We start from the raw sequence: 14,235 nt of genomic DNA, 5'->3' as shown, positions 1-14,235 counted from the left end.
AAACATCGCGCTGCGGCGATCCGGCAGATCGGCCGCCCACATCCGGCTTGGAGGTAGTCATGACCACATCGGTGATCGTTGCTGGGGCACGGACCCCGATCGGCAAGCTGATGGGTTCGCTGAAGGATTTCTCCGGCAGTGACCTGGGCGCGATCGCCATCGCCGGAGCTCTGGAGAAGGCGGGCGTCCCGGCCTCGCTGGTGGAGTACGTGATCATGGGCCAGGTGCTCACCGCGGGCGCGGGCCAGATGCCGGCGCGGCAGGCTTCGGTGGGCGCGGGCATCGGCTGGGATGTTCCTGCACTGAGCATCAACAAGATGTGCCTGTCCGGAATCGACTCCATCGCGCTGGCTGACCAGCTGATTCGCGCCGGCGAGTTCGATGTGGTGGTGGCCGGTGGCCAGGAGTCCATGACGAAGGCACCGCACCTGCTGATGGACAGCCGGTCCGGCTACAAGTACGGCGATGTGACCGTGCTGGACCACCTCGCCTACGACGGGCTGCACGACGTCTTCACCGACCAGCCGATGGGTGCGCTCACCGAGCAACGCAACGACGCCGACAAGTTCACCCGTGCCGAGCAGGACGAGTGCGCGGCCGAATCGCACCGCAGGGCCGCCGCGGCGTGGAAGGACGGGGTGTTCGCTGACGAGGTGGTGCCGGTGAAGATCCCGCAGCGCAAGGGAGATCCGCTGGAGTTCACCGAGGACGAGGGCATCCGGGCCAACACCACCGCCGAATCCCTGGCCGGGCTCAAGCCGGCGTTCCGCAAGGACGGCACCATCACCGCGGGTTCGTCGTCGCAGATTTCCGACGGCGCGGCCGCCGTGGTGGTGATGAGCAAGGCCAAGGCGCAGCAGCTCGGACTGGACTGGCTGTGCGAGATCGGGGCGCACGGCGTGGTCGCCGGTCCGGACTCCACCTTGCAGTCGCAGCCGGCCAATGCCATCAAGAAGGCCATCGCCCGGGAGGGCATCTCGGTCGACCAGCTCGGCGTGGTCGAGATCAACGAGGCGTTCGCGGCGGTGTCGCTGGCCTCGACCCGGGAACTCGGGGTGAACCCCGACGTCGTCAACGTCCACGGCGGTGCGATCGCCGTCGGGCACCCGATCGGCATGTCCGGGGCGCGTATCACGCTGCACGCCGCCCTCGAGCTCAAACGCCGCGGTTCGGGCTACGCGGTGGCCGCGCTGTGCGGTGCCGGCGGGCAGGGCGACGCGCTGATTCTGCGGACCGGATAGGCCCTCTCCTTACGGTCGCGTAGGTTGCTGGATTCGCCGGTTTCGCGCCGTCGGATGCGGGGTGTGATTTTGGTCATAGGCGGCCTCGTCGGCCCCGAAATCAGCCGTCGGCACCGGCGCAGCGGCGGCGTGACAGACTTGACGACGTGACGCGTCCTCGACCCCCGATCGGTCCGGCATTGGCCGGAGCAGTAGATCTGTCCGGACTCAAGCAACCGCCCGGTGGTGCCGGCGGTGATGGTTCCGCCCCGCCGGGCGCCACCGAGATCACCGAGGCCAACTTCGAAGACGAGGTGCTGGTCCGCTCCAACCAGGTGCCCGTCGTGGTGTTGCTGTGGTCGCCGCGCAGCGAGGCCTGCATCAAGCTGGCCGACACGCTGGGCGCACTGGCCACCAGTGATGGCGGCACGTGGTCGCTGGCCACCGTCAACGTCGACGTCGCCCCGCGGGTGGCGCAGGTGTTCGGCGTGGAAGCGGTACCCACGGTGGTGGCGCTGGCCGCCGGCCAGCCGATCACCAGCTTTCAGGGGGTGCAGCCACCCGACCAGCTGCGCCGCTGGGTGGATTCGCTGCTGTCGGCCACCGCGGGCAAGCTCTCCGGCGGCGTCGAAACCGAGCAGCCCGAGCAGGTGGACCCCGCGCTCGCCCGGGCGCGCGACCAACTCGACGCCGGTGACTTCGCCGCGGCTCGCGACTCCTATCAGGAGCTGCTCGCCGCCGACCCCGACCATGTCGAAGCCAAGGCGGCGCTGCGCCAGTTGACGTTCCTGGAGCGCGCAACCGGCCGGCAGCCGGATGCTCCCGCGCTGGCCGATGCCGCCCCCGACGACATCGAGGCCGCCTTCGCCGCGGCCGATGTGCAGATTCTCAACCAGGACGTCACCGCGGCGTTCGACCGGCTGATCGCGCTGGTGCGACGAACCTCCGGTGACGAGCGCAGCACGGTGCGGGCCCGGCTGGTGGAGCTGTTCGAGCTCTTCGACCCGGCCGACCCCGAGGTCGTCGCCGGTCGGCGCAACCTGGCCAACGCGCTGTACTGAGTTTCTCTTGCGCGAGCAGTCGCGAAAGCCCCCCAGAACGCCCGATTTTGGGAGCTTTCACGTCTGCTCGGGGGAGGAAGGCGCCAGCCATAGCGCCGACAGGGCTGGCAGCAGCAGCACCGCCGAGGCCGGCCGGCCGTGCCACGGATCGTCGGTGGCCGCCACCCCGCCGAGGTTGCCCGCCCCCGAACCGCGGTAGCCGACCGCGTCGGTGTTGAGCACCTCGCGCCACCGGCCGGCGCGGGGCAGGCCCAGGTGGTAGTCGGCGTGTTCGACGCCGGAGAAGTTGAACACGCAGGCCAGCATCGAACCGTCCGCGCCGTAGCGCAGAAAGCTCAGCACGTTGTTGGTCGAGTCGTTGGCGTCGATCCACGAGTAGCCGCGCGGGTCGCCGTCCTGACTCCACAACGCGGGCAGCGCCCGGTAGTGGGCGTTGATGTCGCCGACCAGCCGCAAGATGCCGGGGGAGTAGCCGTCGGGCTCGGTGTGGGGATCAAGCTGGAACCAGTCGACGCCGCGCTCGTTGCACCACTCGCCGCGTTGACCGAATTCCTGGCCCATGAACAGCAACTGCTTGCCCGGGTGCGCCCATTGGTAGGCCAGCAGCGTGCGCACCCCGGCGGCCTTGGCGTGGTCGTCACCGGGCATCCGGGTCCACAGCGTGCCCTTGCCGTGCACCACTTCATCGTGGCTGATCGGCAGCACGAAGTTCTCGCTGTAGGCATACAGCATCGAGAACGTCATCTCATGGTGGTGATAGGAGCGGTGCACCGGGTCGTGACCGAGATAGGACAGCGTGTCGTGCATCCAGCCCATGTTCCACTTCATCGAAAAGCCCAGGCCGCCAAGGCTGGTATCGCGGGTGACACCGGGCCAGGAGGTCGATTCCTCGGCGATGGTCACGATTCCGGGCGCCACCCGGTGCGCGGTCGCGTTGAGCTCCTGCAGGAACTGCACCGCCTCCAGGTTCTCCCGGCCGCCGTGGATGTTGGGGGGTCCAGCCGCCCTCAGGACGGGAGTAATCCAGATACAGCATCGACGCCACGGCATCGACGCGCAGCCCGTCGACGTGGAACTCGGTCAGCCAGTACAGCGCATTGGCCACCAGGAAGTTGCGCACCTCCGGACGACCGAAGTCGAACACGTAGGTGCCCCAGTCGAGCTGTTCACCGCGGCGCGGGTCGGCGTGCTCGTAGAGCGGGGTGCCGTCGAAACGGCCCAGCGCCCACGCGTCTTTGGGGAAGTGCGCCGGCACCCAGTCCACGATGACGCCGATGCCGGCGCGGTGCAGCGCGTCGACCAACGCCCGGAAATCATCGGGTGTGCCGAAGCGCGCCGTCGGCGCGTAGTACGACGTGACCTGATACCCCCAGGACCCGCCGAACGGATGCTCGGCGACCGGCAGCAACTCGACATGGGTGAAACCGTGCTGCACCACGTATTCGGTCAGCTCCACCGTGAGCTGGCGATAACTCAGACCGGGACGCCACGACCCGAGGTGCACCTCGTAGATGCTCATCGGCTCCGCCACCGGGTCTCGGCCGGCGCGCTGCGTCATCCAGTCGGCGTCACCCCAGCGGTAGTCGCTGTGTGTCACCCGCGACGCGGTTCGCGGCGGCACCTCGGTAGCGAAGGCGAACGGGTCGGCACGATCGCTGACGCTGCCGTCGGCGCCGTGGATACGGAACTTGTAGAGACCATCGGGCGGAAAGTCGGGCCAGAACACCTCCCAGACCCCGGAGGAACCCAACGCGCGCAGCGGGGCGTCGTTGCTGTCCCAGCCGTTGAAGTCACCGATCAGGCCGACTCCGGTGGCGTTGGGCGCCCACACCGCGAACGACACCCCGGACACGTCACCGCCGGCCGTGGTGAATGTGCGGCGATGGGCACCCAGCACGTCCCACAGCCGCTCGTGGCGGCCCTCGGCGAACAGGTGCAGGTCAACCTCGCCCAGCGTCGGCGCGAACCGGTAACCGTCGGCGACCGTGTGAATCCCGGTCGGTTCCGCGAACGCCGCCGCGTCGGGGTAGTGCAGCTCGAGTCGATAGTCGGCCAGCCCGGTCAACGGCAGCGCGACCGCGAACAGCCCGGAGCCGAGAGGCCGCATCGGGAATCGGTCGGTGCCGACCACCACCACCGCGCGGCGCGCGCGGGGCCGCAACACCCGGACCACCGTGACCTCGCCGTACTCGTGGGCGCCCAGGATCGCGTGCGGATCATGGTGTTCCCCGGCCAGGAGTCGGGTCAGGTCCGCCGCGGCCGGCGCCAACTGTCGGGCCATCGAACTCACCTGCGACGCAGCAGGGCGGTGCGCGCCTGCGCGTTGATCGGTGGCATGTTGACGATGTGGGCCACCGCCCGTGCCGGGTCGAGCCGCACCCAGTTCTCCCGGCCCCAGTGGTAGTCCTCGCCGCTGATCTGGTCTCGCACCCAGAATCGTTGGTAGTCCTCCATTCCCAGCGCCCACATGTCCAGTCGCAGCGTTGCGTGCTCGGGGACGAACGGGTTGAGGTTGACCACCACCAGCACGGTGTCGCCGCTGTCCGGATCGAACTTGCTGTAGGCCAGCAACGCATCGTTGTCGACCGAGTGGAAGTGCACGGTACGCAGCTGGCTCAGCGCCGGATGCATCCGGCGGATCTCGTTGAGCCGGGCTATGAACGGTTCCAAAGACCTGCCCTCGGCTACGGCGGCGGCGAAGTCGCGCGGACGCAGCTGGTACTTCTCCGAGTCAAGGTACTCTTCGCTGCCCTCACGCAACGCACGGTCCTCGAACAATTCGAAGCCGGAGTACACCCCCCACGTCGGGCCCAGCGTCGCCGCCAGCACCGCGCGGATCGCGAACATACCCGGACCGCCTGACTGCAGGCTGGCGTGCAGGATGTCGGGCGTGTTGACGAACAGGTTCGGCCGCCGGTAGTCGGCGAGCTCGGCGATCTGTTGCCCGAATTCGGTCAGCTCGGATTTCGATGTCCGCCAGGTGAAGTAGGTGTAGGACTGGGTGAAGCCGAGTTTGGCCAGGCCGTACTGGCGTGCCGGCGGGGTGAAGGCTTCGGACAAGAACAACACGTCAGGATCGATGTTCTTCACCGCGGCGATCAGCCAGATCCAGAAGTCCGGCGGCTTGGTGTGGGGATTGTCAACCCGAAAGACCTTCACCCCGTGGACCATCCAGAACCGGACCACGCGTAGCACCTCGGCGTACAGTCCGGCCGGATCGTTGTCGAAGTTCAGCGGGTAGATGTCCTGATACTTCTTCGGCGGATTCTCGGCATAGGCGATCGTGCCGTCAGGCAGTTCGGTGAACCACTCCCGGTGCTGACTGGCCCAGGGGTGATCCGGTGCGCACTGCAGCGCCAGGTCCAACGCGACCTCCAGGTCCAGGCGATGGGCGGCCGCCACGAAGTCGTCGAAATCGTCGATGGTGCCGAGCGCCGGGTGAACCGCGTCGTGGCCGCCCTCGGCGCTGCCGATCGCCCACGGCGAACCGACGTCACCGGGCTCGGCGGTCGTGGAGTTGTTGCGGCCCTTGCGATGTACGTGCCCGATGGGGTGGATGGGCGGCAGATACACCACATCGAAGCCCATCGCGGCGATGCGCGGGAGCGCTGCTGCCGCGGTGGCGAAGGTGCCGTGCACCGGGTTGCCGTCGGTATCCCAGCCGCCGGTCGAGCGCGGGAACATCTCATACCAGGCGCCGCGGCGGGCCAGCGGCCGATCCACCCACACCTGGTGGTTCTCGCCGCGGGTGACCAGCTCGCGCAACGGGTGGCCGGCCAGCAGTTCCTCCACCTCTGTCGAGAGGGCGGGCGCGGCCCGGGCCACCGGGTCACCGGGGGCGCGCAGGGCGGCGGCCGCTTCCTGCACCGGCCGGCGCTGGGCGGGCGGTATCCCGGCCGCAGCGCGGTCGAACAAGTCGGCGCCGACCAACAGGTCGTTGGACAACTCGGTCTCGCCCTGGCCCGCCTCGAGCTTGGCGGTCACGGCGTTTCGCCAGCTCTGCAGCGGATCACCCCAACCCTCGACGCGGAAGGCCCACAACCCGACCGAATCAGGCGTGAAGGCGGCGTGGAACACGTAGTCGTCGAACCCGGTGTGCATCGGGATGTGCAGCGGTGCGGCGCCGGCAACCGGCGGTGCGCCCGCCGACTCCCCGGGATGCGGGTAGCGGCGCCCGAGATAACTCACCACCAGGGTCGCGGCGACCGCGTCGTGGCCTTCGCGCCACACGGTGGCCTTGACCGGCACCGTCTCGCCGACCACGGCCTTGGCCGGGTAGCGACCGCACGAGATGACCGGTTCGACGTCGTCGATCTCGACACGACCAGGCACTCACACTCCGTTCGCCGCGGGGCTCTTGACGCCCACGGTAATGGGCGGGGGATCTCGACCGGCATGAAGCGGCCGGTTCGCAACCGAATCGCCACGTCTGTTCGGCGATCCCAACTGCCTCGCCTCCGCCGACCCTTCGGGCCAACTCCGGCGAGCCTCGCTGAACCGCGGTGCCTGTGCGGCGGTCCCAGCTTCGTCTCGCCTCCGCCAACCCTTCGGGCCAACTCCGGCGAGCCTCGCTGAACCGCCGGTGCCTGTGCGGCGGTCCCAGCTTCGCCTCCGCCGACCCTTCGGGCCAACTCCGGCGAGCCTCGCTGAACCGCGGTGCCTGTGCGGCGGTCCCAGCTTCGCCTCGCCTCCGCCGACCCTTCGGGCCAACTCCGGCGAGCCTCGCTGAACCGCCGGTAAGGTGAGGACGTGTGAAAGCACTCCGCCGGTTCACCGTTCGTGCGCACCTCCCCGACCGGCTGCGGGCACTCGAGCAACTGTCGATGAACTTGCGCTGGTCGTGGGATCAGCCGACGCAGGAGTTGTTCGCCTCCATCGACCCTGAGCTGTGGGCCGGATGCGGGCGGGATCCGGTCGCGCTGCTGGGTGCGGTGAGTCCGGCACGGCTTGACGAACTGGCCGCCGATGAGGCGTTCACCGGCCGGCTCGACACCCTGTCGGCCGATCTCGACGAATATCTGACCCAGCCCAGGTGGTACCAGCAGCAGCAGGACGCCGGCGCGGCGCTGCCAGCCGCGATCGCCTACTTCTCGATGGAGTTCGGCGTCGCCGAGGCGCTGCCCAACTACTCCGGAGGGCTGGGGATTCTGGCCGGCGACCACCTGAAGTCGGCATCGGACCTGGGTGTGCCGCTGATCGCGGTCGGGCTGTACTACCGGTCGGGATACTTCCGTCAATCGCTGACCGCCGACGGCTGGCAGCGGGAGACCTATCCGTCGCTGGACCCGCAGGGGCTGCCGTTGCGGCTGCTGGCCGATGCCGCCGGCAACCCGGCGCTGATCGAGGTGGCACTGCCCGGCGCGGGCCGGCTGCGCGCCCGGATCTGGGTGGCGCAGGTCGGGCGGGTGCCGCTGCTGCTGCTGGATTCTGACATCGGTGAGAACGAGCATCAGCTGCGCGGCGTCACCGACCGGCTGTACGGCGGCGACCAGGAGCACCGGATCCGCCAGGAGATCTTGGCCGGGATCGGCGGGGTGCGGGCAATCAGGGCGTTCACCGAGCTCAGCGGCACCCCCGCCCCCGAGGTGTTTCACATGAACGAGGGCCACGCCGGGTTCCTCGGGATCGAACGCATCCGCGAGCTCATCGCCGAGCAGCACCTGGAATTCGACACCGCGCTGGCGGTGGTGCGGTCAGCCACGGTGTTCACCACCCACACCCCGGTTCCGGCCGGCATCGACCGGTTCCGCATCGATATGGTGCGCCGCTACTTCGACGGCAACGCATTGGCCGGCGGGGTGCCCGTCGAGCGGATCCTCGAACTGGGCGCTGAACCCGACCCCGACACTTTCAACATGGCCCACATGGGGCTGCGGTTGGCCCAGCGCGCCAACGGGGTGTCGCGACTGCACGGCAGGGTCAGCCGTGCCATGTTCGACGGGTTGTGGCCGGGCTTCGACCGCGACGAGGTGCCGATCGGCTCGATCACCAACGGTGTGCACGCGCCCAGTTGGGCGGCGGCGCCGTGGTTGCAGCTGGGCCGCGACCTGGCGACGGCGGATTCGTTCAGCGAGCCCGCCGCCTGGGAGCGGCTGCAACAGGTCGATCCCGTTGCGTTGTGGTCGATCCGATCGCAGCTGCGGTCGGTGCTGGTCGACGAGGTCCGATTCCGGTTATTGAGGTCCGGGCTGGACCGGGGTGCTTCCGAAGCCGAGTTGGGCTGGATCGCAACGGCGTTCGACCCCGACGTGCTGACCATCGGCTTCGCCCGCCGAGTACCCACCTACAAGCGGTTGACGTTGATGCTGCGCGACCCCGACCGGCTGGAGCAACTGCTGCTCGACGAGCAGCGGCCGGTTCAGCTGATCGTCGCCGGCAAATCCCATCCGGCCGACGACGGCGGCAAGGCGCTGATCCAGCAGGTGGTGCGGTTCGCCGACCGCCCGGAAGTGCGTCATCGCATCGCGTTCCTGCCCGACTACGACATGTCGATGGCACGACGGCTCTACGCCGGATGCGATGTGTGGCTGAACAATCCGCTGCGCCCGCTGGAGGCATGCGGCACATCGGGGATGAAGAGTGCGCTCAACGGCGGGCTGAATCTGTCCATCCGCGACGGCTGGTGGGACGAGTGGTTCGACGGGGAGAACGGCTGGGCGATACCCACCGCCGACGGGGTGGCCGATGAGAACCGCCGCGACGACCTGGAGGCCGCGGCGCTCTATGACCTGCTGGCGCAGTCGGTCGTCCCGAAGTTCTACGACCGCGACGAACGTGGCGTGCCGCCGCGCTGGATCGAGATGGTGCACCACACGCTGCAGACGTTGGGGCCGAAGGTGCTTGCCTCGCGGATGGTGCGCGACTACGTCGAGCAGTGCTACGCCCCGGCGGCGCAGTCGCTGCGGCGTACCCGGGAGCCGGTGGACGGGGTGCCCTACGGTGCGGCTCGTCAGCTGGCCGACTATCGCACCCGGGCGGAGCGCGCCTGGCCGCGCATCGAGATCACCGACGTCGACAGCACCGGCCTGCCCGACACCCCGCAACTGGGGTCGGAGCTGACGCTGACCGCCACGGTCCGGTTGGCCGGCCTGGCGCCCGACGAGGTGACGGTGCAGGCGGTGCTGGGCCGGCTGGATTCCGATGACACCCTGCTGGATCCGGCCACCGTGGTGATGGCACATGAGCGCACCGGTGCCGATGGAACCGACGTGTTCTCGACGACCACCGCGCTACCGGTCGCCGGGGCGGTGGGCTACACGGTGCGGGTGTTGCCGAGTCACCCGCTGCTGTCCGGCGACGCCGAGCTGGGATTGATCACGCTGGCCACCTAGCCGTGAGCAGACGCGAAAGCCCCCAGAAACGCGGCTTTTTGGGGGCTTTCGCGTCTGCTCGCCGGGGCTCGGTTGGGCGTCAGGGGAAGCGCTGCAGGCAGCGGTCGAAGTCGCCGAGCACCCCGGTGCGGTAGGCGTCGATGCGGGAGAAGCCCGCCGGCACCGACTCACCGTTGATGTCGCCGGCGGCCAGGCCGTTGGTGAGCAGCCCGGCGACCGCCTCGTCCAGGTCGCCGGCGGTCAACGTGATGGTGCTGCCATTGGAGGTGGTGACCCCCTGCGACAGTCGGGTGGTGGCCACCCCGGTCAGGCATGCGGTGCGCAGTGCGGCAGCGGCGTTGTCGAGCACCAGCCCGCCGTGCTCGATCTGCACCGCCTGCAGGTAGCGCGACACCAGTACCGAATAGGCGGTGTTGTCGCCGGACAGCGTCGCCAGCTTCTGGTCCTTGCTGGGGGTGCCCATGGCCTGCAGGGCCGGCAGATCGACCGCGATGGTGTTGGTCGCGGGGCAGTATGACGCCGGGGGGCTGGGCCGGGCGTCGGTGCACGACGAGGCGGCGGCCGCGTCGAACGTGAGCTGCGGGGGCTTGTCCGGATCGAACGCGATGTTCATGGCGTCGACGATGACCCGCACCGAATCCTCGCTGACCGGCACCTCGCCGGTCTCGTTCTGCTGCAGCTGGACGGGGAGTTCGCCGCGCCGCTGCTCGATCTCCTGGGCGTCGATGGCCTTGCACGATCCGGCGCCGTCGGTGAACCCGAACTGGAACGCCGAGATCCGTTCGAACGCCGAGCCGTGCTCGTTGTCGCCGACGGTCTCGCCGGGATTGAGCAGCGGATCGCGCAGCGCCAGCATCGCGGCCAACACCGCGTTCAATCCGTCGCCGGTGCTCAGCGTGAAGCGCGGTGAGTCGCCGTGGGCCACCCAGCGCAGGTAGACCCCCGCCAGGCAGTCGGCCTGTTGTTCGGCCACCAGCGTCGGGGTCTGGCGCCGCTTGGTGATCCCGGCGGCGCGGGCGATCGCGTGCCCGTACTCGTGGGCGAGCACCATGGTGATCGCCATGTCGCCGTAGATGCTGCGCAGCGCCGGCAACAGCAGCCGGCGGTCCCAGCCGATGGTGTCGTCCAGATAGCAGTAGGCCGCGTTGATCAGCAGGAAAGTCCTGCTCTTGCAGAATGTTCCACGGAGCTGGCCGGGATCCCAGGAGAGCAGGGCTCGCACCGGTTCGAAGTCGCCGTCAAAGGTGTTGGGGAAACTGGTCGTCCAGAACGCCTCGAGGTCACTGACGGACTGGGCGGCGAGCTGGTCGATCCGCCCGCCGTCGGTGCCCTCGACCTCGCGGCTCGGCGGCGGGGCGTCGGGACGCAACCCGGTGGGCCCGTCCACCGCTTGCAGGCCGCCCACCCGGAACGGGTCGGCGAAGATCGACACCGGTGTTCCCTCCAGCATCCGGGCGCACCCGCTCAACAGCAGCACCAGGGTGCAGGCGGTGGCGAGAGCACGGTGGCGGCGGCGCATGGGACATCACGATAGTGCGCTCAACCGCCGCGGAGCCGCCGTAGCGCCAGACGGACCTTGTCGGTGTCGGTCGTCGCCCAGAACGGTGGCAGCGACGCCCGAAGATAACCGGCGTAGCGGGCGGTCGCCATCCGCGAGTCCAGTACCGCCACCACGCCCCGGTCGTCGACGCCGCGCAGCAACCGGCCCGCGCCCTGGGCCAACAGCAGCGCGGCGTGACTGGCGGCGACCGCCATGAAACCGTTGCCGCCGCGGGCGCTGACCGCGCGCTGCCGGGCGGTCAACAGCGGGTCGTCGGGCCGCGGGAACGGGATGCGGTCGATGAGCACCAGCGACAGCGACGGTCCCGGGACGTCGACGCCCTGCCACAGCGACAGCGTGCCGAACAACGACGTGTCGGCGTCGGCGGCGAACTGCTCGACCAGGGCGCCGGTGGTGTCCTCGCCCTGACACAGCAGCGGGGTGTCCAACCGCTCCCGCATCGCCTCGGCCGCGGCGCGCGCCGCCCGCATCGAGGAGAACAGTCCCAGGGTGCGTCCACCGGCGGCGGCGATCAGCTCGGCGATCTCGTCGAGCTGCGCGTCCGTGCCGGTGCCGTCACGCCCGGGCGGTGGCAGGTGCGCTGCCACATAGAGGATGCCGGCCTTGGCATGCTGAAACGGCGAACCGACATCCAGCCCCCGCCAACCGTTGTCGGGTCGATGCGGCGGTCCCAGCTTCGGCTCTCCTTCGTCGAGCCTCGCTGAACCGCGGCGCCCATGCGGCGGTCCCAGCTTCGGCTCTCCTCCGTCGAGCCTCGCTGAACCGCCGGGCACCGAGCCGCCGGTCAGGCCCCAGGCGCCGGCCATCGCGTCGAAGCTGCCACCGACGGTCAAAGTCGCCGAGGTCAGCACCGTCGTCGTCCGCGCGAACAGCCGATCGTGTAGCAGGCCGGCCACCGACAGCGGCGCCACCCGCAGCACCGGCCGCACCGAGCCCCGGTTGTCCTCGTGGCTGAGCCACACCACGTCGGTGCGTGCGGGGATGGCCGGTTCGAACGAGGTCAGGACCCGCGCGGCGGTGTCGGCGATCTCGGCGAGGGCGGCCACGGCCTCCTTGCGTGCGGTCGCGGCTCTGGGATCAGACGGTGCGGTGTCGATGGCCGAGCGGACCGCGCCGGCAGCATCCCGCAGCGCCGCCAGATACGTCGCCAGCTCGTCGTCGAGGTAATCCATCCGGCCGGGCGTGCCGTCGTGAATCGCCGAGCCGAACGTCAGCGACGCGGCATCAAGGCGCTGGACGAGTCCGGGGGAGACCAGCCGGGTGACGCGGCGCACCGCGACACTCAGTGCTGCGGCGGTCAACTCGGCGGTGGCCACCGATGTCACCCGGTCCACCAGTTCGTGCGCCTCGTCGACCACCAGCAGCTCGTGCTCGGGCAGCACGGTGGTATCCGAGATGGCGTCGATGGCCAACAGCGCGTGGTTGGTGACGACGATATCGGCCTCGCCGGCGACGGCACGGGCCTGCTCGGCGAAGCAGTCGGTGCCGAACTGGCAGCGGGTGGCACCCAGGCACTCCCGTGCCGACACGCTGACCTGAGCCCAGGATCGCTCCGGCACACCGGGTTTGAGGTCGTCCCGATCCCCCGTCGCGGTGTCGTCCGCCCAGGCGGTGAGCCGCTGTACGTCCCGGCCCAGGGCGCTGGCGGCGAATGGCTCAAACAGCTCCTCCTGCGGCGCTTCGCCTGAGTCGTCACCAGTTCCGCTATGGATTTTGTTCAGGCACAGGTAATTTCGACGGCCTTTGAGCAATGCGAAGGTGGGCCGCCGGGGCAGTACGTCTTCCAGCGCGTCGGCCAGCCGCGGCAGGTCGCGGTCGACGAGCTGGCGCTGCAGCGCGATGGTCGCGGTGGACACCACCACCGGGTGATCGTCGGCCACCGCCCGCGCGATCGCCGGAACCAGATAGGCCAGTGATTTGCCGGTGCCGGTGCCGGCCTGCACCGCCAGGTGTTCGCCGGTGTCGAAGGCGTGCGCCACCGCCTCGGCCATGCGCACCTGGCCGTCGCGTTGGCTGCCGCCCAGGGCGGCTACCGCGGTGGCGAGCAGCTCGGGTACGGACGCGTCAGCCATGGTGTGCACACGGTAGCCCGCGTCCCCGATTTGTCGTGTCCGTCCCCGTATCCTGAGGCGATGACAAGTCAGCGATTGCCCGGCGGGGCGGTGCATGAGCTACCCGCGGACCTGCGCGACGGTCTGCTCGTCAGTTCGACGGCGTTGGCGGCCTGGGAGAGCATTACGCCATTGGCGCGCAACGAGTTCATCTGCTGGGTCGAAGACGCCAAGCAGCAGGCCACCCGGGAGCGCCGAATCCGCCGGACCCGTGAGGAGCTGGAGGAAGGTAAGCGGCGGCCGTGCTGCTGGCCCGGGTGCAAGCACCGGGAGCGAACAGGAAGCTGATCGGGTGGGTGCAGAATGCACCCAATGGCCGGTATGATCGCGAGATATGTCGAAGGTCATGCACATCCGGGACGTTCCCGATGAGGTCCACGCTGCACTGGTCGAGGCCGCTGCTGCGCAGGGACTTTCGCTGACCAGGTACCTCCAGCGCGAATTGGAGCACCTTGCAAAGCGTGCTCAGGTGGTGCGGCACAACGCAGCGGTCATTCGTCGTACGCAGCGTGCCGTTGAAGGCCGGGCCGACCGCGACACGATCTTGTCGGTGCTGCACGAGGGGCGCGGTGAGTGAAGATCGTGGACGCCGGAGTAGTCGTTGAACTGCTCGTCGGCGGACTTGATCCTCAGCGGCTCGGGCACGAAGAACTGGCGGCTCCGCACCTGGTCGACAGCGAAGTCACCCAGGTGCTCCGTGGACTTGTCCGGCGTGGTGTCCTCGGCGCGAAACAAGGCGACCTCGCTATGGACGGCTTCATGCGGCTGACGCTGACCAGGTTCCCGGCCGATTGGCTGCGGCCGAGGATATGGGAGCTGCGAGACAACCTCAGCGCCTACGACGCCACCTATGTCGCGCTTGCCGAATTGGTTGATGCCACAGCACTGCTCACCACCGACGCCCGGCTGGCCAACGCCCCCGGTCCGCGGTGTCGCGTCGATCTGCTGTAG

9 protein-coding genes and 1 pseudogene are annotated in these 14,235 nt (G+C 69.2%); 6 read left to right on the top strand and 4 right to left on the bottom strand.

What is annotated here, in order from left to right; translation table 11 throughout:
- The first annotated feature begins 59 nt into the window (after positions 1-59).
- A complete protein-coding gene (locus G6N19_RS02635) occupies positions 60-1,241 on the top strand; it encodes an acetyl-CoA C-acetyltransferase (RefSeq protein WP_013828264.1) in 1,182 nt (393 codons plus the stop codon).
- 146 nt (positions 1,242-1,387) lie between these two features.
- Entirely contained in the window at positions 1,388-2,281 is an 894-nt protein-coding gene (locus tag G6N19_RS02630; protein WP_013828265.1) for a tetratricopeptide repeat protein, read from the top strand.
- Between the two features lie 57 nt (positions 2,282-2,338).
- Here G6N19_RS02630 and glgB read toward each other — a convergent pair.
- Both glgB and G6N19_RS02620 read right to left on the bottom strand, forming a co-directional pair.
- A pseudogene (glgB, locus tag G6N19_RS02625) lies at positions 2,339-4,562 on the bottom strand (1,4-alpha-glucan branching protein GlgB).
- 5 nt (positions 4,563-4,567) lie between these two features.
- Positions 4,568-6,613, bottom strand: a complete 2,046-nt coding sequence (locus G6N19_RS02620) for a maltotransferase domain-containing protein (RefSeq protein ID WP_013828267.1) — start codon at positions 6,611-6,613, stop codon at positions 4,568-4,570.
- Between the two features lie 419 nt (positions 6,614-7,032).
- Here G6N19_RS02620 and glgP point away from each other — a divergent pair, with 419 nt between their 5' ends.
- Positions 7,033-9,612 carry an alpha-glucan family phosphorylase gene (gene glgP, locus G6N19_RS02615; RefSeq protein WP_013828268.1) on the top strand — a complete coding sequence of 860 codons (2,580 nt, stop codon included), beginning with the start codon at positions 7,033-7,035 and terminating at the stop codon, positions 9,610-9,612.
- A gap of 79 nt (positions 9,613-9,691) precedes the next feature.
- On the opposite strand, the gene G6N19_RS02610 is transcribed toward glgP, so the two are convergent.
- Both G6N19_RS02610 and G6N19_RS02605 read right to left on the bottom strand, forming a co-directional pair.
- Positions 9,692-11,131 (bottom strand): neutral zinc metallopeptidase, encoded by a 1,440-nt coding sequence (locus G6N19_RS02610; protein ID WP_013828269.1) that lies wholly within the window; start codon positions 11,129-11,131, stop codon positions 9,692-9,694.
- A 20-nt stretch (positions 11,132-11,151) separates the two neighbouring features.
- Entirely contained in the window at positions 11,152-13,245 is a 2,094-nt protein-coding gene (locus G6N19_RS02605; RefSeq protein ID WP_041319674.1) for an ATP-dependent DNA helicase, read from the bottom strand.
- 60 nt (positions 13,246-13,305) lie between these two features.
- Between G6N19_RS02605 and G6N19_RS02600 the strand changes: the two genes are divergently transcribed.
- From G6N19_RS02600 to G6N19_RS02590, 3 genes are read left to right on the top strand one after another with little or no spacing between them, the layout of a single operon-like run.
- Positions 13,306-13,572: a YdeI/OmpD-associated family protein gene (locus G6N19_RS02600; RefSeq protein WP_041317485.1), complete on the top strand. Its 267-nt coding sequence runs from the start codon at positions 13,306-13,308 to the stop codon at positions 13,570-13,572.
- 46 nt (positions 13,573-13,618) lie between these two features.
- On the top strand, positions 13,619-13,861 hold the full coding sequence (locus G6N19_RS02595) for a FitA-like ribbon-helix-helix domain-containing protein (protein WP_013828272.1): 243 nt from the start codon (positions 13,619-13,621) through the stop codon (positions 13,859-13,861).
- Positions 13,858-14,235, top strand: coding sequence for a type II toxin-antitoxin system VapC family toxin (locus G6N19_RS02590; RefSeq protein ID WP_041317488.1), 378 nt, complete (start codon positions 13,858-13,860; stop codon positions 14,233-14,235). The genes G6N19_RS02595 and G6N19_RS02590 overlap by 4 nt, the downstream gene beginning before the upstream one ends.

The sequence above is a fragment of the Mycobacterium novum genome (assembly GCF_010726505.1).
GTDB classification, from domain to species: Bacteria; Actinomycetota; Actinomycetes; order Mycobacteriales; family Mycobacteriaceae; genus Mycobacterium; species Mycobacterium algericum.
Note: the sequence above shows the minus strand (reverse complement) of the source record. Positions and strands in the feature narration are given on the sequence as shown.

What these genes read in the sequence shown, in the direction of transcription:
- G6N19_RS02610 (WP_013828269.1), bottom strand. Translation starts at nt 11,131, where the DNA reads ATGCGCCGCCGCCACCGTGCTCTCGCCACCGCCTGCACCCTGGTGCTG.
- G6N19_RS02635 (WP_013828264.1), top strand. Translation starts at nt 60, where the DNA reads ATGACCACATCGGTGATCGTTGCTGGGGCACGGACCCCGATCGGCAAG.
- G6N19_RS02595 (WP_013828272.1), top strand. Translation starts at nt 13,619, where the DNA reads ATGTCGAAGGTCATGCACATCCGGGACGTTCCCGATGAGGTCCACGCT.
- G6N19_RS02600 (WP_041317485.1), top strand. Translation starts at nt 13,306, where the DNA reads ATGACAAGTCAGCGATTGCCCGGCGGGGCGGTGCATGAGCTACCCGCG.
- G6N19_RS02605 (WP_041319674.1), bottom strand. Translation starts at nt 13,245, where the DNA reads ATGGCTGACGCGTCCGTACCCGAGCTGCTCGCCACCGCGGTAGCCGCC.